This is a genomic window from Nocardia sp. NPDC047654, from assembly GCF_043205035.1.
GTDB lineage: Bacteria > Actinomycetota > Actinomycetes > Mycobacteriales > Mycobacteriaceae > Nocardia.
Map to the genome: position 1 here is coordinate 1780791 of NZ_JBIDDF010000001.1, position 19477 is coordinate 1800267.

Here is a 19477-nt window from a genome sequence, read left to right on the forward strand (position 1 = left end):
TCAGTCGCCGGTGGCGGCCAGGAGCGCGTCGAGCTTCCGCGGGTCGACGCCGAAGCCGGTGAGGCGATTGAGCGGAATGGAGGCGATCATCCGCATCATGTCCACCCCGAGTGCCGAGGCGTCGCCCATGCTCTCGGACATGCCGCCGAACACGTCGGCCAGCGCGGCCGCCGCCCTCGGATCGGCCAAGGCCTCCCCGAGGGTCGACTCCGCCGTGATCGGGATCCGCAGTTCGTCTCCGGCGACGTCGACCAGCCCGCTGACGCGCAAATCCCGGCTGGAAGCGCCTGCCCAGACCCGGTAGGCGCCGCCTTCCACGATCCAGCGGTCGACCCGAGTCTCCCAATAGGCCAGATCGTCGTGTCGTAGCAGCATCGAGATCTCCTCGCGCGCACCCGGTTCCAGTTCGGCGGTCACCGCGACGCCCTTCAGCTCGCGGGCCGGACGGGTGACGGAGGAGCCGGGCAGCGCGGTGTACACCTGCACCACCTCGCGGCCTCTGCGGGAACCGGTGTTGGTGACGCCGACGCGCACCGTGATGCCCGCGTCGCTCGCGGTGAGTGTGAGATCGGAGTAATCGAACGTGGTGTAGGACAGGCCGTGCCCGAACGGGTAGCACACGTCCATCTCCCGGCTGTCGTACCAGCGGTAGCCCACATACAGGCCCTCGCCGTAGCGCACGTGCGAATTCTCGCCCGGGAAATTCAGATAGGCCGGGGTGTCCTGTAAGCGGACCGGCACCGTCTCGGCGAGTCGCCCCGACGGATTCACCACACCGAACAACACGTCGGCGAGTGCGCCGCCCCCGGCCTGGCCGAGCAGCCCGCCGTCCAGGATGGCGGGCGCCGACGCGGCCACCGGGCCCAGCCGCACCACGCCGCCGTGCGCGAGCACCACCACCGTGTCCGGTCGTACCCGCACCACCGCGTCCAGCAGATCCAGCTGCTCGGCGGGCAGCTCGAGGTGCTCACGGTCGAAGCCCTCGGATTCCTGCGTGGCCGCCAGGCCCAGGAACAGCACCGCGACGTCCGCGTTCGCCGCGGCGGCGACGGCTTCCGCGCGCAACGCGTCGTTGTCCGCGTCCGTGTCATCCGTGGCGAAACCCCGGCGGTAGGAAACCGTTCCGGAGCCCGCGAGCGCGCGGATCTCGTCCAGCGGCACATCGAGCCGGGTCGGGTTGACGTGTGAGCTGCCGCCCCCCTGATATCGAGGTTCCGTCGCGAATTCGCCGATCACCGCCAGCGAGCGCCCCGGTGCCAGTGGCAGCAGGCCACGGTCGTTCCGCAGCAGGACGACGCAGCGTGCGGCGACCTCGCGGGCCAGGCGATGGTGGTCATCGGTGTCGACGGTGTGGGCCATAGCGCGACCGGCCACCACTCGCGCCGCCAGCGTCGCCACGTTCCGCGCGGCACGATCGACGTCCGCCGGGTCGAGGGTGCCCGCGGCCATCGCCGCCATCACCTGGGCGTCGGAGAGGCCGCTGCCGCCCGGCATCTCCAGATCCAGTCCGGCCGTCACGGCGGCGGGCCGGTCGGCCACCGCGCCCCAGTCGGAGACCACCGCACCGTCGAATCCCCATTCGCCGCGCAGCACGTCGGTGAGCAGCCGGCGATTCTGCGCGACGGGCACACCGTTGACCCGGTTGTAGGAGCACATCACCGTCCACGGCCGGGCCGTGCGCACGATATGGGCGAACCCGCGCAGGTAGATCTCGCGCAGTGGGCGCGGGTCGACATCGGAACTCGACCGCATCCGGTCGTGCTCGGCGTTGTTGGCGGCGAAATGCTTGAGGGAGGCGCCCACTCCGGTGCTTTGCAGCCCCGTGACCCACGCCGCGCCGAGCAGGCCGGTGAGCAGCGGATCCTCCGAGTAGTACTCGAAATTGCGGCCGCCGCGCGGATCCCGCTTGATGTTGACGCCCGGCCCTAGCAGCACGTCCACGTCCAGGGCGCGGGCCTCCCGGCCCAGGGCCGCGCCCACCCGGCGCACCAGTTCGGTGTCCCAGCTCTGCGCGAGCCCCACCGCGGGCGGGAAGCAGGTGGCGGGCAGACTCTCGGCCAGCCCGAGGTGATCGGTAGCCCCCGCCTGCCTGCGCACACCGTGCGGGCCGTCGGTCATGGTCACCGAGGCGACGGGACCGATCGCCTTGGTGGTCCAGAAGTCCGCGCCGCTGCCGAGCGCGGCGCGCTGCTCGGGCGCCAGATCGGCGAGGTCGGGCTTGCTCGTCATCGAGGCTCCTCGGGTCGAGACCGTGCAGCTGTTCACCGCCATCCTGGCACGTCGCGACGAGGCCGACCGTGCGGCCTTCACCACCCCGGCCCGCGCCGCCCGACCTGCCCGCCGCGCTGCTGGGCCTGATCCGGCACAACGCGGAAGTCCCCGGCCTGGTCGAGCTCTACACTCGCTTCTCCGCTGAGGCCACCCGCTCGGGCCACCCCGTCCACGAGCACTTCCGCGACCGCTACCGCACCGTCCGGGACGCCCTCACCCGCGCCGTCGCCGACCTGCGTGAATCCGGCCGCCTTCCCGCCGATCTCGACCCCGGGCGCTTCGCCGTCATCGCCATGGCCCTCCTCGACGCCCTGCAAACGCAATGGTTGTACGACCCGGACGTGGACATGGCCGACCACGTGGCGTACTTGTGGGAGCTGATCGAGCGCCCGGCCGACCGGCCCGAACGGTTTTCCCCACCCCGGTAGTATCGGACTCAGCGGTTTCGCGTCGGCCGTACCGTCATCGGCCGGGCGGCAGCCACGGGAGTGGGAAATGAGCGCACGCGACGGCCCCAGCCTGCGGCGGTGGCATCGCAGCACACGGTTGCTGGTGATCGCCGCCACGGTGTTCGTCGTGTCGTTGTTGATCGTGCCCCGGTTGATCAGGGGCTACGTCGGCTGGCTGTGGTTCGGTGAAGTCGGCTTCCGTGGCGTCTGGCTCACCGTGCTGCTCACGCGGTTGTCGCTGTTCTTCGTCATCGCGCTCATCATCGGCGGCGTCCTGTTCGTGGCGATGTGGCTCGCGTTCCGGTTCCGCCCGCTCTTCCTGCCGGAGTCCGGGGAAGAGGACAGCCTCCGGCCGTTTCGGGCGATGGTGATCCGGCGTCCGCGGCGGTTCGGTCTGGGTGTCGCTGTCACGGTGGGACTCGTCTGCGGCCTCGCCGCGCAGTCGAGCTGGATGACCGTCCAGCTGTTCGTCCACGGCGGGTCGTTCGGTGTGCCGGACCCGCAATTCGGGCACGATGTCGGGTTCTTCGTCTTCGACCTGCCTTTCTACCGATTCGTCGTCAACTGGTTGTTCGTCGCCGTCCTGCTGGCCTTCGTCGCCGGGCTCGCGACGCACTACCTGCTCGGGGGGCTGCGGCTGTCCGGAAAGGCGGGCGGCCTGACCCACGCGGCCCGCGTCCAGCTCGCGGTACTCGCAGGCAGCTTCATCGTGTTGAAGGCGGTCGCCTATTGGCTCGACCGGTATTCGCTGCTCTCCAGTAGCAGCAAGGAACCCACCTTCGCGGGCCCGGGCTACACCGACATCAACGCGGTGTTCCCCGCTCGCCTGATTCTCTTCGCGATCGCGCTCATCTGCGCGGCGGCGGTCTTCGCCGCGATCGTGGTGCGGGATCTGCGGATCCCGGCGATGGCCGCCGCGCTGCTGCTGTTGTCGTCGATCTTGGTCGGAGCCGTCTGGCCGTTGGCCGTCGAGCAGTTCTCCGTCCGCCCGAACGCCGCCGACATGGAGCGCGTCTACATCGAACGCAATATCGCCGCTACCCGGCAGGCCTACGGGATCGGCGGCGACCGAGTCGAGTACCAGCCGTATTCCGGTGTCGGAACCAAGCCGCCGTCGGAGGTTCCCTCGGACGTCACGACGCTCGCCGACGTGCGTCTCCTGGACCCGAACGTGCTGTCCCGGACGTTCACCCAGCAGCAACAGCTGAAGAACTTCTACAGCTTCCCACCGCATCTGGACCTGGACCGTTATCGCATCGGTGGACAACTGCGCGACTACGTGGTCGCGGCGCGGGAGCTGACGCCGAGCGCGCTGAGCGGTAATCAGCGCCATTGGGTCAACCGGCACACCGTCTACACGCACGGCAACGGATTCGTCGCCGCACCGGCCAACCGGGTCAACGCGGCGGTCCGCGAGGCCGCGGGCGATGCCGCCAGCAGCAACAGCGGATATCCGATCTACGCGGTCGGCGACATCGCCTCCCAAGCCGCCGGGCATCAGGTGATCCGAGTGGATCAGCCCCGCGTCTACTTCGGCGAAGTGATCGCCCACGCGAGCCCGGACTATGCCATCGTGGGCGGCGGCGCGGAGCCACGCGAGTACGACACCGACACCACTTCGTACACCTACACCGGCGCCGGTGGCGTCCCGATCGGGAACTGGCTCGATCGCCTCGCCTTCGCCGCGACCTACACCGAGCGCAACATCGTCTTCTCCAAAGCGATCGGTCCCGGGTCGAAGATCATCTTCAATCGCGATCCGCGCCACCGCGTCGAACTCGTCGCACCGTGGCTGACCACCGACAACAATCCCTATCCTGCGGTGGTGGACGGCCGTATCGTCTGGATCGTCGACGCGTACACCTCGATCGACGGCTACCCCTACGCCAAACGCAGCTCGCTCGATGCGCTCGAACCGGGGGACGATACCGACCGGGGATCGCCTCGGCAGGTCTCCTACGTGCGCAACTCCATCAAGGCCACCGTCGACGCCTACGACGGCACAGTGCGGCTCTACCAGATCGACCGGCAAGACCCGGTCCTGGCGGCCTGGATGAAGGTCTTCCCCGGCACGGTCGAACCCGAGGAATCGATCACCCCGCAACTGCGCGCCCACTTCCGGTATCCGGAGGACTTGTTCACGATCCAGCGCGAGATGCTCGCCAAATATCACGTCGACGAACCGCGGGAGTTCTTCACCACCAACGCTTTCTGGTCGGTGCCCAGTGATCCCACCGTGGAAACCAATCCGCACCAACCGCCGTTCTACGTCCTACTGGGTGGCCAAGGCAGCGCGGAGCCGTCGTTCCGGCTGGCCAGCGCGATGGTCGGCTACAACAGGGAATTCCTCTCCGCCTATGTCTCCGTCCGCTCCGATCCCGAGAACTACGGCAAGATCACCGTCCTGCAACTGCCCACCGACACCCTCACCCAGGGGCCGCAGCAGATCCAGAACTCGATGATCTCCGACACCAGGGTGGCATCCGAGCGCACCCTGCTCGAGCGCTCGAACCGGATCCAATACGGCAATCTGCTCACCTTGCCGATCGCCGACGGAGGCGTGCTCTACGCCGAGCCGCTGTTCACCGAACGGATCTCGACGGCGCCGAACGCCTCGACCTTCCCGCAGCTGGCGCGGGTGCTGGTCAGTTATCGCGAACCCGGCACCGGTGGCGTCCTCGTGGGATACGCGCCGACTCTCGCCGAGGCGCTCGACCAGGTGTTCGGGCCCGGCACCGGCCGACTCGCCACACCACCCGGCGGCGGCCCCGGCGCTCCACTGCCACCGGGCCAGCAGCAGCCGGTGGCGCCGCCGTCGGGGCAACCGCAGGCGCAAGGGCCGCCGCCGGTGGATCAAGCGAAGATCGCCGACCTGAACAGGCAGATCGATGAGATCCGCGCTGCCCTCGAAAGCCTGCAGAAGCAGCTGAACGAACTCGACCGCAACGGTCGCTGACGCGGGCGTCGGTGACCCCGCTTATCGCGGCAGAACCTGGTCCGATTGCGTTGCCGTCGAGACGCTTTCGGGTCCGGAGCTACGCTGAGCGTCGGGTAGGTGAACGAGGATCAGGCCGATGCCCGCGATGAGGAAGTTCTGCAGCGCGGCCGACGACGCGTTCACATCGTCGTTGGCCCACATGCGGAACCATTCGCCGCCGACGGTCAGGAACCCGCCCAGGAACAGCAGCACCGCCATGGTCCAGCCCAGGCTGGACAGCCGCACGGCCGCATCGAGACCGGCTCGAAGCCGGCGCGGCCGTCCGGCCAGCACCCGGACCCACGCGGCTCCCGCGGCCAGCAGCACGAAGGCGATCAGGAATTCCCAGATCACGACCAGAATGTAGGCGACGAGCGCGACGTTGCCGTTGGTGATCGCGCGCCAGTCCGTTCCCGGATTGTGGATCGTCGCCTTCATCGACAGCACGGCGGCGACCCCGTTGCGATTGGTGTCGGTGTCCACGCAATTGGTGAACGCGACGAACAGATAGTAGAAGCCGGTGATCGTGGCCAGTGTCGCCACCGCCATCCGGCGGCTACCCACCACATCGAGAAACCGTGCGCCGCTGCGCGTCATCTGCCTACCTCGGGTCGACTGGCATGAAGGTCCGGACATCCAGGCGCCGACGATCATATCGGCGTACGCATGCGTCTTCTCCCCATGGCGGGGGAGTCGGAGCCGGTCGAAAACCCTCTACCGCAAGTCTTTCCGTCCCGCCGGGCGGAACGGCGATCTCGCGTGCCCGCCTCGGTCCCGACGGTTCCGCGGCACGGGTCGGAACGCGGCGACTGCGCCACCCGGGAGGGTGGCGCAGTCGCATACTTTCGGCTCGGACGTCTCGGCGGTTATCGGGGCGCGGCGCCGCCGAGCCCGCGCGTCCTACTGCGCGGTGGTCTGCCGCTTCGGCAGCTTCCAGCCCGGGCGGGGGAAGTGGCAGGTGTACCCGTCCGGGTAGCGCAACAGGTAGTCCTGATGCTCCGGCTCGGCCTCCCAGAACTCGCTCGCCGGGGTGACCTCGGTGACCACCTTGCCGGGCCACAGCCCGGAGGCATCCACGTCGGCGATGGTGTCCAGGGCGACACGCTTCTGGTCCTCATCGAGGTAGAAGATCGCCGACCGATAGCTGGTCCCGATGTCGTTACCCTGGCGGTCCTTCGTCGAGGGATCGTGGATCTGGAAGAAGAACTCCAGCAGTTCCCGATAGTCCGTCCCGGCCGGGTCGTAGACGATCTCCACGGCCTCCGCATGGCCCGGGTGGTTCCGGTACGTGGGATGGTCGTTGCGCCCACCGGTGTAGCCGACGCGTGTCGACACCACCCCCGGCTGCTTGCGGATCAAGTCCTCCATCCCCCAGAAGCATCCACCGGCCAGGATGGCCTTCCGCGTGTCGCTCACGCCTCCTCCTTCGCGAAGAGAGTCCTGTACTGCCCATAGCCTTCCGCCTCGAGGTCGTCGAGGTGGATGAACCGCAGCGCTTTCGAGTTGATGCAGTACCGCAAGCCGCCCGCCTCGCGGGGGCCGTCGGTGAACACATGCCCGAGATGACTGTCTCCGTGCGCCGAACGCACTTCGGTGCGGACCATCAGATGACTGAAGTCCCGCTTCTGCACCACGTTCCCGGCGTCGATCGGCTTGGTGAAACTCGGCCATCCCGATCCGCTGTCGAACTTGTCGACCGAGGCGAACAACGGCTCACCGGAGACCACATCCACATAGATGCCCGGCTCGTGGTTGTCCCAGTACTCGCCCGTGAACGCCCGCTCGGTCCCGTTCTCCTGAGTGACGTGGTACTGCTCAGGGGAAAGGGCGGCGACCGCCGCGGGATTCCGGTTGTACTCCCGTGCCACATGACCTCCTCATATCGGCCCCACGTACAACCCGGGCGCAGGCTCGGAAAATCCCGGGCGAGCCGGGCGTCACACCACGGCCGGGCCGACCGCACGGCAGGGCCGCCCCACCTCGGCGCTACCGGCGGCTCCGGTTCCTCGCCGCCTGCTATGCCGTGGGACTCGCGGCTGTTGCCGGAGCGGTGACAACCGCGCTTTCCGCCGGCTTCGGCCGTGGCACCGTGAACACGGCGATCACGCAGAGAATCGCGACCACGAAGCAGGCGAGTGTGTACCAGAGATTCCCGATCGGGTCTCCCTCGCCCGTCCTGCCGTCGACGGCGCCGAAGAAGTCGGGCAGCGCGGTCACCCAGAGCAACGCCATCACGCCCAGGTACACCACGCTGTAGATACGGACGAAGTCGTTGGAATAGGGCGCGCTGTCGGCGCCGTCGCGCCGCAGCCGGAGCCATCGGCGGGAGAGAATCAGGACGGCGACGACGGTGACGACGACCAATTCGGCGGCGTAGAGCACTCCGCGCACGGTGGTACTCCCCATGCCGAATACCGTTGCGGGTATCGGCAACACGCCTGTGCCCAACGATGCCAGCACGCCGATGACGACCGTACGCCAGACCAATTGCACCCCGGAGAACGTCTGCCCCTGCTCGACGTGCCGGCCGACGAACCATTGGACGCAGAACGCCAGCGACATCGGCCACAGGGCGGCGAAGACGACCACGCTCGGCAGCGGCACCGAATCGAACATCGGCTGATTGATCGGATTGTCGATCGACCATTCCCACCAGCGCAGCTGCGGGCCGAGATGGTCGAAGATCTCATAGAACGCATGGTGGACGAAGCCCACGCAAGCGGACCCGATGAGCACCCCGTGCTGCCGGAAGACTCCGAGTATCCGGACGATCTCGAAGGCCAGGGTGGCCATGAACGGGTAGATCGCGACGATGTAGAGCGGTAATCGGCCCCAAAGGAATTCCACGGTGAACAAGTTGTGCGCGAACATCGTGTCCACGTGGTCGTCGATGCCGAAGGCCGCCGGGAAGTACAGCGGGGGTTCGATGATGAACAGGTACGCGGTCGCGCCGAACCAGAGCACCAGGTTGGTGGGATCTCCGTGGCGGCGCAACCGCACGATCGCGTAGATCAGGGCGAGTACCGCGCCCAGGACGATCGTGACCTCGAGAACAGGTAGCGTCCAGTTCTCCAACGCGAAGGGGTTTCGCACCTCGACCGGTCCGCCTGCTTGCTCGCACGAGAAGCCGAGCGCCGTGGCGAGCCGGTCGAAGGTGGGTGCGCAATGATCAGCCATCGGTCCGGCTCCTAGGGGGCGACCGTGCCGGCGGTGTACCAGTGCGACACGTCGTAACCGTCCTCGTAGCGCTGGAACCACACGTCGGCGAGCGCGGGCAGCTTCTCGTGGTCCGGGTTGTGCTTGGGCAGCTGGCTGCGCACGACGCCCGCCAACGCGACGAGTTGCTCACGGAGCGGGAGATGGTCGAACGCCCGCGGCATCGGACCGTGGTCCTCCGACCGGAGGATCGGCAACCACGCGCGTAGTTTCTGCTTGCGACGGTAGGACGCGAACATCGACAACGCGTCGACCTTCCGCTCCTCCAGCGGCACATGCCGGTTGAAGCCCGCGCAGGCCACCCTGATCACCTTCAGCACGTGACGGAAGATCGACGGCGCCATGCGCATCCGATACACGTCGCTGCCGACGACGGAGTCGAAGATGATCAGCGCCGAACTGCGATGTTCGACTTCTTCGACGAAATGCCAGATGAACAGGGACGCGACCCGGTCGTCTCCCGGCCGGAAGAGGGTCGCGTCGTTGTCGAGCATCAGTTTGAACACCGGGGTGAAGGTCGCCTCCAGATCGGCGGTGTAGGCGAGCCGGTATTCGACCGAGGTGTTCACGGTGAGGCGGTCGAATTCCGCGATCACTTCGTTGAGCGTCTCCTGCAACCCCGGGTATCGCCGGATCAGGGCGTTGGCGTGTTGGCGATGCGCGGTGGAGTGCTGGCCTTCCTGCCGCACGAACGCGTCGGCTTCCTCGGCGACCTCGGGATCCGTGATCAGAGGCATGGCCTCCCGAATCATGTTGACGATCATCTTCTCGAAGCCGATCGCCAGGAAGGACACCGCATTGGCCATCGAGGAGAAGGCCGGGTTCTCCTCGTTCCACAAGAAGGGCACGTCGTAGTCCGCGAACGCGAAGCGCATTTTCCGGACTTGAAGGTCGGTCACTGGGCTGTACCTCGTCTTTCGGGATCGAACAGGTCCGGCGGCGTCTTCCGGTGTCGCCGAGCCACGTTGGACGTGATCATACACACAACGGCATTTGTGTATGATCAGAATCGATGGTCGAATCGCGGGAGGGTCGACGGCACCGCCTTGTGATACCGTCGAGCCCTTGGTCAGGGGTGCCGGCAGGCTTTCTGATCAGCGGGTTCGCAAGCGACGGGCGTCGAGTCGAGGAAGCGGGCAGTGGCAGGAAGGCGCGGGTGGGGCGGGAGCCCGCCGAAAGATGACGAGGAGGCGTCTCGTCGGATAGTCGCCGCCGCCGTCGACCTGATCGGCCGGACGGGGTCGGAGATCAGCATCGCCGACGTCGCGGAGTCGCTGGGCGTCATCCGTCAGACGGTCTACCGATACTTTCCCAGTGCCGATGCGCTGATGACGGCCGCGGCGATCGCGTCGGTCGACGGGTTCCTCGATCGGCTGGCACGACACGTCAGCGGTATCGAGGACGCGGTGGAAGCGATGACCGAGGGAGTGGTGTACACCCTGGCCGAGGTGCGTCGAACACCTCATCTCGGCATCCTGCTGTCGAGTACCTACTCGAACGTCCACCCCGAAAGCCTGACGTCCGAAGAGGCGCAAGCCTTCGGAATGACGATGATCAAACGCTTCGACGTCGATTGGGGGCGGTACGGCTACGACGACGAGTCGCTGCACGAGCTCGTCGAATACGTCCTGCGGACGATGCAATCCTTCTTCATCTCCCCGGGCAATCCACCCCGGAGCGAGGAGGAGCTGCGGCGGTATCTACGACGCTGGATGGGCGCCGCGATCATCGCTCAGCTGAAGCCGTCCGCAAGTGTCTAGCGCCGCCGGGTGGCACCCTCGGGCGTGGCCGCGTCGCACGCGCTTCCTATGCCGGCGGGGGAGATGCGGCGATCAGGTCGCGTCGTTCAGCCGCACCTTCACGAGCACCCGCCCGCGTTCGTCGCGCTGCGCTACCGCGTGCCCGTGCCGCTGAGCGCCGTCGAGCCGCAGGGTGATCGGGCCGCCATCGTCCAGGAAGTTCCGCCACCAGGATTTCTTGTCCGGCATGGCGACCCCGATGACGAGTTCGTCTCCCTTGCGCCGGTAGTTGACCGGCGTGCTGAACGTCCGCCCTGATCGCCGCCCCACGTAGGTGATCACCACGAATCCCTTGCCCAGCAGCCGCCCGATCAGCGGCAGGTCGAGGAGGGAAGCCACCCCGGCGTTCAGCGCTCCCACGGTGCGTCCCAGCGCCGTCTTCGGTTCCACAATTTCCTCCCGGCCGGTCCCGTGGACAAATCCGAACACGCCACTCTAACCGCCGCATCGGTTCTCGGCCGTGCCGGCGGGGGCGGCCGTTCGGTCGACGTGCCCTCGCTCCTGCCAACCGGCACTCGCTGTTCCGCAGGTCCGGAATTTCGTTTTCCGACGCTCGAGTTCTGGTTGGAGGCAGGATCCGTCCGTTGCTCGGCCGCGCGGCCGAACGCGCCGTGATACTCGTGCACGACCGTCCCTACGACGGCTGAAGGGTTCACGCGCAGAAGGGAATTCCCCATGACAACCAGCCTGCCCGCATTCCCCGCCCCGAACGAGGATCTGCTGGACACCTGCATCCGGCTCCGGGAGATCGCGCCGGTGGTCGAGGTGGAGTTTCCCGGCGGCGTGCCCGCCTACCTGGCGCTGACGCACGACGCGGTGCGCGAGATCCTCGCCGGGGACAACAAGACGTTCGCCCGGGATCCCAAGCACTGGCCGGCCCTGTACGACGGTTCCATTCCGGAGGACTGGCCCCTGCGCGCCATCGTTCAGGGCGATCACCTGTCCACCAAGGACGGTGACGACCATCGGCGGCTTCGCGGCCTGATCAGCAAGGCCTTCACCCCTGGCCGGGTGAAGGCGCTGGAGCCGCGGGTCCAAGAGATCATCGACCGGTTGCTGGACGAGGTGGTGGCCGCCGGTGACGGCGTCGACCTGGTGCCCACCTTCACCGAAGCGCTGCCGATGGCGGTGATCTGCGAACTGTTCGGCGTGCCCGAGCACGAGCGGGATCGACTGCGGCGCTGGACCGCGACTCTGCTGGCGCACACCACTCCGCCCGAAGAGGCGTTCGCGACGCAGAACGCGCTCATGCTGTACCTGTACGAATTGGCTGATCGCAAGCAGCAGCAGCCGGGTGACGACCTGACCACGGGCCTGGTGCAAGCCCGCGACGAGGGCGACAAGCTGACCGCCGAGGAACTGGTCGCCGTCCTGTGGATCATGCTGGTCGCCGGCCACGAAACCACTGTGCACATGCTCGGATACGCCATCCTGGCGCTGTCGCGGCACCCCGATCAGCTCGCGCTGGCCAAGGCCGAGAATCGCTGGGCCGACGTGGTCGAAGAGACTGTGCGATACCGGCATTCGGTGATGATGACCAGCTGGCGGTTCACGTTGACCGATGTCACGGTGGCCGGCGTGGCCATTCCCAAGGGCAAGGCGGTCGGCGTCGCCTACCAGGCCTGTGGGATCGATCCCGCCGAATACGGCGAGACCGCGAACGAATTCGACATCACCCGCGAGCAGCGGGGCGGACATCTCGGGTTCGGCCACGGACCGCGTTACTGCATCGGCGCGGGCCTGGCCCGTCTGGAGGGCAGGCTCGCGCTCGCCTCGCTCTACCGGAGGCTGCCGGACCTCGAGCTCGCCATCGACCCCGCCGATATCCCGTACTCGCCGTCCTTCTTCACCATCGGTCCGCTGTCCGTGCCGGTCAAACTGGGTGGCGGAGCGCGGTAGCGCTCACCCGAGGACGAAAGGGAGCCGCGCGGCCAGCTCGTCCAGTTCGGCCTTCTCCGTCTCGGTCGGCGCCCGTCGACCGGTGCCGATCAGCAGCGCGTCGGTGTCGGAGAACGCGAGGGGGAACGCGGCCCCGGCGATCTTCTCCAGCATCTCGCGTGACCGGCCGAGACCCTGCGCGGGCGGCTCGGTCGCGCCGGAGAGGTGCGCGATCAGGTCGAGGTGGTGCAAGGTGCTCTCCAGGACGTACGCGCACAGGTAGTCGCCCGCGGTGAGGACCTCATCGCGGGTGCCGACCCGCAGGTCGGGGTCGGCGAGGCGGGCCGCGCGCCCGGCGGCCGCGCCGACGTCCTCGAAGTGAATTTTCAGCAACCGCGGCTCCCGGTACGCCGCGGCCAGCCGCACGATCAGCGCGTCGAGCGGGTCGTCGCCGGTCGGCGCCGTATCGGCCACCTCCCAGTAGGTCACCGCGTCGCGCGTCGGTTCGGCTTCGGCAGGGGTCACGAGGGTGATCAGGATGTCCTGGGCGTCGATGATCAGATGGCACACCAGGTCTCGCACGAGCCAGCCGGTGCAGCCGGACGGCTGCGCGAAATCCTCGTCCGAAAGGTCGGCGACCGCCGTGCGCAACGCTGTCCAGGAGCGTGAGAAGTCATCCACGGCCCGGAAGCTAGCAGTGTGCGGCGCGGCCCGCGACGGATTCGGCGCTCCGGGTTCGCCGAATGGCCGAGACCGGTAGCCCACGGTAGCGGGGCGAAGCAGGCCCACTTGCGGCCGGGTCGTCGAATCTTGCAACGTTTCCGCAGGTCAATCGGCCTGTTGCGAACGAGGAACGCATCGGCGATTCCTGGGACAACTGATCACATGCCATGTCACGCTGCTGCGGTCCGCAAATTCGCAGCAAACTGGCACGGAAGGATCGATGACGTCTATGTCGCAAGGAGATCCGATCGTCGGGACCACGTCCGAGCAGCTCTCGCGGATCGCCGTCGAGGGAGCTTGGGACGCTCGGGGGCAGGTGCGCCCGGAAGCAGTGCAGTTCGCATCGAACCTGGTGACCGCGGTGCGGAACCGCAGTGGCGAGGGGCTGGTGCCCGACGACGTGGCGGACCTGGTGAGCCGGGCACTGAACGTTGCCGTGCCGTCGTTTCCCCGCATCGAGGCGTCGGGGGGAATCGGGCTCTCGGCGCACATGCTGCGGCAGACCACCACCCGGCCGTGCCCGCTGGTGGTCGTTCCCGCCGGATGGACGCCGTTCGGGTGGCCGTTGTTCGAGTACGCCTACCTCGTGCTGGCGTCCAAGGGTTATCACGTGCTGGCGTACACCCCACGCGGCATCGGCTTGTCCGCCCTGCCGGGGACGAACATACCGTGGTTCGGCACGTCCGAAGGCACGGTCGACGTGGCCGGTCCGCGGGACCGGGTGGACGGCTCGACGGTGCTGACTTACGCGATCGATGAGCTCGCCCCCAGCCGCGTCGCCTTCATGGGCGAGTCGTACGGCTCGGGCATCAGCCAGATCGTGGCCGCGCACGACCCCCGAGTGAACGTCGTCGTCGCCCTGAGTACCTGGGGCAACCTCGCCACGAGCATGTACGACAACGGTACCCGCCACCTCAGGGCGGTCGAAGCGCTGATCGGGTTGACCGGCGGAGCCAAAGAGGACAAGTTCGACGAAGAGGCGCTGGAGATCCTGGCGAAATTCGCCGAGGGCGACGACATGGACCCGGTGGTCGATTGGGGCACCGAACGCGCTCCGGAAAGTTATGTCGGTTCCCTCAAGGTTCCGACCTTCTTCTCGAACACCTGGCACGAGGGCCTTTTCCCGGTCAACCAGGTTCTGGAGACCTTCGAGAAGATCCCGGGCCGGAAACGGTTGAACATGTGGATCGGCGACCATGCCGCGCCGGAAGGGCCCGGCTTGATCGCTCCGCCCGCGGCCGGGGCCGGGCCGAACGTGCCGCTGCTCGAGGCGTACGCCTGGCTCGATCACTACCTCAAGGACGAGCAGAACGGTGTCGACGGGTGGCCGGAGATCAGCAATCAGGTCATGTTCACCTACGTGACCACGCCGGCCTCCGGGAACGATCAGAACGTGATCATCGAACCGGCGCGCCGCGAGGAGAAGGCGTCGTGGGCCGACGTCACGACCGACGGCGAATCACTGGCCCTGACCGATGAGCGCGAGGGCGGGGACGGCGCGCTGAGCCCCGACGTCGCTTCCGGATGGGAACGCAGTTTCATCGTGGGCGAGCAGCCCGAGGTCGTCGCCATGGACAAGCTCATGGTGACCGGCCAGGAGGAGTGGGCGGGCAACCCGAAGATCTACCGGACCGCCGAGATCGACCGCACCCACGCCCTGGTCTGGTCGACGGGGCCGCTACTCGCGGCGCGCGATGGTGTAGCGCGGCAGATTCGCGGGATCCCCCGGCTGCAGGTGACCGTGGACAGCACCGACGGATCGGCGACCGTGGTGGCCTACCTGCTCGATGTCGACGAGGACGGTTCGGCGACGATCGTCACGCACGAGCCGAAGACCATCGAGTCGGACCTGCCCGCCACCGTCTCGTGGGAGTTGCAGGCGGCCGCCTATGACGTGCCGGACGGTCACCGGTTGATGCTGGTCATCGACGGCCTGGATCCCTTCTATTCCAGCGCCAACAGTGTCGGCGCACGGATCACCATCAGTTCCCCGGATGGCGCTCCCTCCTGCCTGGAGTTGCCGCTCGGCTGACCGCTGCGCGTGGCCCGGGACAGCCATCGGTTCCGGGCCACGTCCGAGGTGACGGCCGGGGGCGTCCCGTCCCATCGGCGGTCGAGCGGTCGATCGCAGCACCGCCGGGAGCGGAGTCGGACGCGACCGGCATCGGTCGCAGCGGCCCGGGCGCGTGGCCGCGGCCGGCTCGGTAGTCTGCAGAGGTGTCCGCCGCGCCTGCCGACGCCGACGCACCGATCGTTCCGGTGCGAGACGGAGTGTTCTTCACGCTTCCGGCGGCATTGCCGCGCGGTCGGCACAATCTGGGGCGCGAACAGGTGATGGCCGCCCAGCGGGAACGGCTGCTGGCCGCGGTCACCGAATTGCTCGCCGCTCGCGGTTACGCCGGATTCGGGCCCACCGACGTCGCGAAGCGGGCCGGCGTCTCGCTGGCGGCCTTCTACGACGCGTTCGCCAACAAGGACGAATGTGTCTTCGCGGGATACGACCGCTTCATCCAGGTGCTGCTGACCCAACTGACCGGCGCTGACATCAGGGGCCGAGACCGCCGGTTCATCGTCGCCGACGCGCTCGGTCGGTACCTTCGCTCCCTGCAGAACGACCTGGTCGTCGCTCGCGCCTACCAGGTGGAGATCGACGCGCTCGGGCCCGCGGTGCGGCGGCGCAGACGGCGCTCGATCCGGCTGTTCGCCGAGTTCATTCGCGGTCTGGTGCAGGCCGCGACCGGCAATCGGCAACCATTGCTGTCCGTCACGGCTTACATGGGCGTGGTCTACGCCGTTCGCCAACTCACCGCCGACGCGCTCGACGAGTCGGACGCACCGGATCTGCCCGCGCTCAGCGCCGACCTGGAACCCTGGCTCACCGATCTCTTCCGCGAACGCTGAGGCGACCGCGTCGCCGGCTTGACACGACAGTCACCGTCCCTCAGCATTGGCGTAAATAATTTTACCCCGATACCTGCCCGCATCCGCGTGGCCGCAGCCGAATGTCCGATACCGCCGTCGTCGATCGCGACGGATGCCTGTCGTCGAAAATGACCATCGAATGGCCGTAACAATCGCACTTTTCACGCGTGACCTGCGCGTGCACGACAATCCAGCCCTACTGGCCGCGGTGCGCGAGGGTGCCGGGGTGGTTCCGCTCTTCGTCGTCGACGACCGGATCGTCGGCAGTGCCCACCCGGCCGGGAATCAGCTGCGCTTTCTCTCCGCCGCGCTGGCCGAACTGGATGCCGAACTGCGCTGCGCCGGAGGGCAACTGGTGATCCGGCATGGTGACTACGTCGACGCGGTGGATCGGGTGGCGGCACAGGTGCACGCCGACAGCGTCCACATCGCCGACGACGCCACCTGGTACGGCCGGTGCCGAGCACGAGCGCTGCGTGAACGGCTGGCGCGACGCAGTTGCCTACTGCACACCCATTCCGCCACCCTCACGGCCGTCGATCCGTTCGATTGCGCCTCGCGCGGACCGAACGACCCGGTTCCGGACTTCGCTACCTACTTTCGCCGGTGGCTGGAGGTTCCCAAGCGGCGTCCGCTGGACACGCCCACCGAGTTGATCGTCCCGCGCGTCGACAGTGATCCCGTACCGAAGTTCGACGAACTCGGCGACGCCGCTGTCTCACCGCAACTGGCCGTCGGCGGCGAGATCACGGGTCGCGCGCTGTGGCGGGGCTGCACCGCCGACCGGAAACAACCACGCGACCCCTCCAGCGGCGACCTCACGCGGGAGGGATGTTCCCGGCTGTCGCCCTACCTGCATTTCGGTTGCCTGTCCGCGGCGGAGATGGTGTATCGCACCGACATGGCGACGGCGGACGGACGCGCCTTCGTCCGTCTGCTCGCCCGGCGCGATTTCCGGCTCCAGTTCCTCGCCGCCCGCGCCGGCATCGCGCGGTCCGGTGACCGCCCGCGTGATCGGCGGGCGCACGATCCGATCGCGGCCCGTGCCTGGTGCGACGGCCGTACCGGATACCCGATCGTCGACGCGGGCATGCGGCAATTGGCCGCACAGGGATGGATGCCGGAACGCGCCCGGGTGATCGCCGCCAGTTTTCTCACCACGACGCTGCGGGTGGACTGGCGAGTCGGCGCCGACCATTTCCGGCGATGGCTGCTCGATGCCGACGCAGCGAGCGACCGCTGCACCTGGCAGCAGGCGGGGCGTCTGTACCGGGGAGCCCTCGGCACGGCCGAACGCTACGACCCGCACGGTAACTATGTGCGGCGCTGGATCCCGGAACTGGCTTCGCTGCCGGGTTCGGAGATCCATCGCCCGTGGCGCCATAGCGTGCCGACCTCGGTCTATCCCGCTCCCATCACGGGCACCACCAGCAACTGACCGGCCGGGCCCGCGGTTTCGCGTGCTCGCTGCCGGGTACCGCCGCGACGGACGTAGTTCGTCAGCCCGACTCGAGAGCCCGAGGGGAGATCAACTATGGCAACCACGATCGACTCCACCACCGACGCGATCGATTTCCTCATCCATCAGCACGGCCGGATCAAGCAACTGTTCATCGAGACCGCCGACACCTCCGACCCCGTGGAGCGGGAGAGCAAGTTCTTCGAACTGCGGCGCCTGCTCGCCGTGCACGAGACCGCCGAAGAAGAGATCATCCACCCGCGCGCCCGGCGTGAGATCGGTGATGGCGCGTCCATCGTCGACGCACGGCTGGAAGAGGAGAACAAGGCGAAAAAACAGCTCGCCGAGATGGAATCGCTCGACATCAGCTCGATGGAATTCCAGGTGCGGCTGGCGAAGTTGCGTGCAGCGGTACTGGCGCATGCCGACCACGAAGAACGCGAGGAATTCACTCGGCTGCGCGAGGAACTCGACGACGAAGCCCTGCGGCGATTGCGTAAGACGGTCGAACTCGCCGAGACGATGGCGCCGACCCGGCCGCATCCCGGCGTGGAATCGGCCACCGCGAACGTGCTGGTCGGTCCGTTCGCGGCGATGATGGACCGAGCCAAAGACATGATCAGCAGGCCGAGGCACTGATCCCGACGTGAATGCCCGCGGCGCGCGGCCCCGAGGTGCCGCGCGCCGCGTCGTCGGACGCCCGACCGCCCGTCGGGCATATCGCAGGTCAGTCCGGGATGTGCAGTTCGTGGGTGAACGGCTTGGTGCCTCGGACCGCGGGCTCGCCTTCCGGGTTGGTCTCGGCGCCGTGATTGACTCGCTCGTCGGAGTCGAGCCATTCGGTGACCGGATTATCGATGTAGCGCCATTCCGTGCCCGCGGGCCACGGTCCCTGTCCTTCGTTCCAGGGGCCGCGGGCGCTCGCGGCGCCGTTGGACATGTTGAACGCGACATTCTGGAACCGGTCGTCTCCGGGCAGTGCTCCCGGCGGGAAGTTGACCGGCAATTCGTTCAGCGCCGCGGTGAACTGCTGGAAGTGCGCGATCTCGCGGGTCATCAAGAACGAAAGCGTGTCCTGCACACCGGGATCGTCGGTGAATTGCTTGAGATACTCGTAGACGATCTTGGCGCGAGACTCCGCCGCGAGGTTGCTGCGCAGGTCGACCGAGGGTTCCCCGTTGGCGTCGACGTAGGAACCCGACCACGGCACGCCCGCGGCGTTCGTGACCACGGGCCCGCCGCCGCTCAGCGCGAAGTACAACGGATTGGCCGCGACCTGATGGATCACCTGGTCACGTCCGTCGGACGTGGACACCATCGGCATCCAGTCGCACCGCTCGTTGGCTTGCTTCAGATCGTCGTTGAGCCCGTCGAGCAGCATGGTGATCATGGCGCCGACGATCTCGAGGTGACTGAGTTCCTCGGTGGCGATGTCCATGAACAGGTCGTAGGTTTTCGGATGCTTACCGCGCAGCAGGAACGCCTGATTGAAATACTGCATGGCGGCCTTCAATTCGCCGTTGGCGCCGCCGAACTGCTCTTGCAGCAGAGTCGCGAAACGCGGATCCGGCCGGTCCACGCGAACTTCGAATTGCAAATCCTTGTTGTGTGTGAACATCGCTCTCCTTACCAGTACGGGTCGGCTGTTCGAAATGGCTTCCAGTGCCTGATCCAGCGCAGGACGAGCAAGAGATGCGTTACGTGTTCGCTGGCGACGATACGGGTTCCGGGACCCGGTCGTTCGCAACGACACGAGCGGTGGAAAGGGGATAACACTCCGTCG

The 19477-nt window shown here is 67.5% G+C and carries 17 protein-coding genes; 8 read left to right on the forward strand and 9 right to left on the reverse strand.

The genetic code is table 11. The annotated features are described in order from the left end of the window. Window positions 1-2229 carry a glycoside hydrolase family 3 C-terminal domain-containing protein gene (locus tag ACGF7Y_RS08325; protein WP_393230727.1) on the reverse strand — a complete coding sequence of 743 codons (2229 nt, stop codon included), beginning with the start codon at window positions 2227-2229 and terminating at the stop codon, window positions 1-3. A gap of 68 nt (window positions 2230-2297) precedes the next feature. On the opposite strand from ACGF7Y_RS08325, the gene ACGF7Y_RS08330 reads away from it, so the two are divergent. Together ACGF7Y_RS08330 and ACGF7Y_RS08335 are read left to right on the forward strand one after the other, a co-directional pair. Further along, window positions 2298-2699: a TetR family transcriptional regulator C-terminal domain-containing protein gene (locus tag ACGF7Y_RS08330; protein ID WP_393230729.1), complete on the forward strand. Its 402-nt coding sequence runs from the start codon at window positions 2298-2300 to the stop codon at window positions 2697-2699. Window positions 2700-2766: 67 nt separating this feature from the next. Continuing rightward, entirely contained in the window at window positions 2767-5676 is a 2910-nt protein-coding gene (locus ACGF7Y_RS08335; protein ID WP_393230731.1) for a UPF0182 family protein, read from the forward strand. A gap of 21 nt (window positions 5677-5697) precedes the next feature. Here ACGF7Y_RS08335 and ACGF7Y_RS08340 read toward each other — a convergent pair whose 3' ends face one another. From ACGF7Y_RS08340 to ACGF7Y_RS08360, 5 genes are all read right to left on the reverse strand, one after another. Further along, entirely contained in the window at window positions 5698-6294 is a 597-nt protein-coding gene (locus ACGF7Y_RS08340; protein WP_393230733.1) for a DUF2165 domain-containing protein, read from the reverse strand. Between the two features lie 303 nt (window positions 6295-6597). Beyond that, window positions 6598-7113, reverse strand: coding sequence for a peptide-methionine (S)-S-oxide reductase MsrA (gene msrA, locus ACGF7Y_RS08345; protein WP_393230735.1), 516 nt, complete (start codon window positions 7111-7113; stop codon window positions 6598-6600). Next, on the reverse strand, window positions 7110-7565 hold the full coding sequence (gene msrB / locus ACGF7Y_RS08350) for a peptide-methionine (R)-S-oxide reductase MsrB (RefSeq protein ID WP_357030550.1): 456 nt from the start codon (window positions 7563-7565) through the stop codon (window positions 7110-7112). Before msrB ends, msrA begins: the two co-directional genes overlap by 4 nt. A 148-nt stretch (window positions 7566-7713) precedes the next feature. Then, a complete protein-coding gene (locus tag ACGF7Y_RS08355; RefSeq protein WP_393230737.1) occupies window positions 7714-8874 on the reverse strand; it encodes a hypothetical protein in 1161 nt (386 codons plus the stop codon). 11 nt (window positions 8875-8885) lie between these two features. Beyond that, window positions 8886-9812 carry a metal-dependent hydrolase gene (locus tag ACGF7Y_RS08360; protein ID WP_393230739.1) on the reverse strand — a complete coding sequence of 309 codons (927 nt, stop codon included), beginning with the start codon at window positions 9810-9812 and terminating at the stop codon, window positions 8886-8888. A 240-nt stretch (window positions 9813-10052) separates the two neighbouring features. Here ACGF7Y_RS08360 and ACGF7Y_RS08365 point away from each other — a divergent pair, with 240 nt between their 5' ends. After that, on the forward strand, window positions 10053-10673 hold the full coding sequence (locus ACGF7Y_RS08365; protein WP_393230741.1) for a TetR/AcrR family transcriptional regulator: 621 nt from the start codon (window positions 10053-10055) through the stop codon (window positions 10671-10673). 72 nt (window positions 10674-10745) lie between these two features. Here the strand turns inward: ACGF7Y_RS08365 and ACGF7Y_RS08370 are convergent, their stop codons facing one another. Beyond that, complete coding sequence (locus ACGF7Y_RS08370) at window positions 10746-11102, reverse strand: nitroreductase/quinone reductase family protein (protein WP_393230743.1); 357 nt, start codon at window positions 11100-11102, stop codon at window positions 10746-10748. 285 nt (window positions 11103-11387) lie between these two features. Between ACGF7Y_RS08370 and ACGF7Y_RS08375 the strand changes: the two genes are divergently transcribed. Beyond that, window positions 11388-12611 carry a cytochrome P450 gene (locus ACGF7Y_RS08375; protein ID WP_393230745.1) on the forward strand — a complete coding sequence of 408 codons (1224 nt, stop codon included), beginning with the start codon at window positions 11388-11390 and terminating at the stop codon, window positions 12609-12611. A 3-nt stretch (window positions 12612-12614) separates the two neighbouring features. On the opposite strand, the gene ACGF7Y_RS08380 is transcribed toward ACGF7Y_RS08375, so the two are convergent. After that, window positions 12615-13271, reverse strand: coding sequence for a maleylpyruvate isomerase N-terminal domain-containing protein (locus tag ACGF7Y_RS08380; RefSeq protein ID WP_393230746.1), 657 nt, complete (start codon window positions 13269-13271; stop codon window positions 12615-12617). 271 nt (window positions 13272-13542) lie between these two features. On the opposite strand from ACGF7Y_RS08380, the gene ACGF7Y_RS08385 reads away from it, so the two are divergent. The 4 genes from ACGF7Y_RS08385 to ACGF7Y_RS08400 all read left to right on the forward strand — a co-directional run bounded on the left by ACGF7Y_RS08385 (window position 13543) and on the right by ACGF7Y_RS08400 (window position 18333). Beyond that, complete coding sequence (locus ACGF7Y_RS08385; RefSeq protein ID WP_393230748.1) at window positions 13543-15345, forward strand: CocE/NonD family hydrolase; 1803 nt, start codon at window positions 13543-13545, stop codon at window positions 15343-15345. Between the two features lie 185 nt (window positions 15346-15530). Next, window positions 15531-16214, forward strand: coding sequence for a TetR/AcrR family transcriptional regulator (locus ACGF7Y_RS08390; protein ID WP_393230750.1), 684 nt, complete (start codon window positions 15531-15533; stop codon window positions 16212-16214). A gap of 133 nt (window positions 16215-16347) precedes the next feature. Continuing rightward, window positions 16348-17673 (forward strand): FAD-binding domain-containing protein, encoded by a 1326-nt coding sequence (locus tag ACGF7Y_RS08395; RefSeq protein ID WP_393230752.1) that lies wholly within the window; start codon window positions 16348-16350, stop codon window positions 17671-17673. A 96-nt stretch (window positions 17674-17769) separates the two neighbouring features. Continuing rightward, complete coding sequence (locus ACGF7Y_RS08400) at window positions 17770-18333, forward strand: hemerythrin domain-containing protein (protein WP_393230755.1); 564 nt, start codon at window positions 17770-17772, stop codon at window positions 18331-18333. 88 nt (window positions 18334-18421) lie between these two features. Here the strand turns inward: ACGF7Y_RS08400 and ACGF7Y_RS08405 are convergent, their stop codons facing one another. Next, entirely contained in the window at window positions 18422-19312 is an 891-nt protein-coding gene (locus ACGF7Y_RS08405; RefSeq protein WP_393230758.1) for a manganese catalase family protein, read from the reverse strand. Window positions 19313-19477 lie beyond the last annotated feature (165 nt).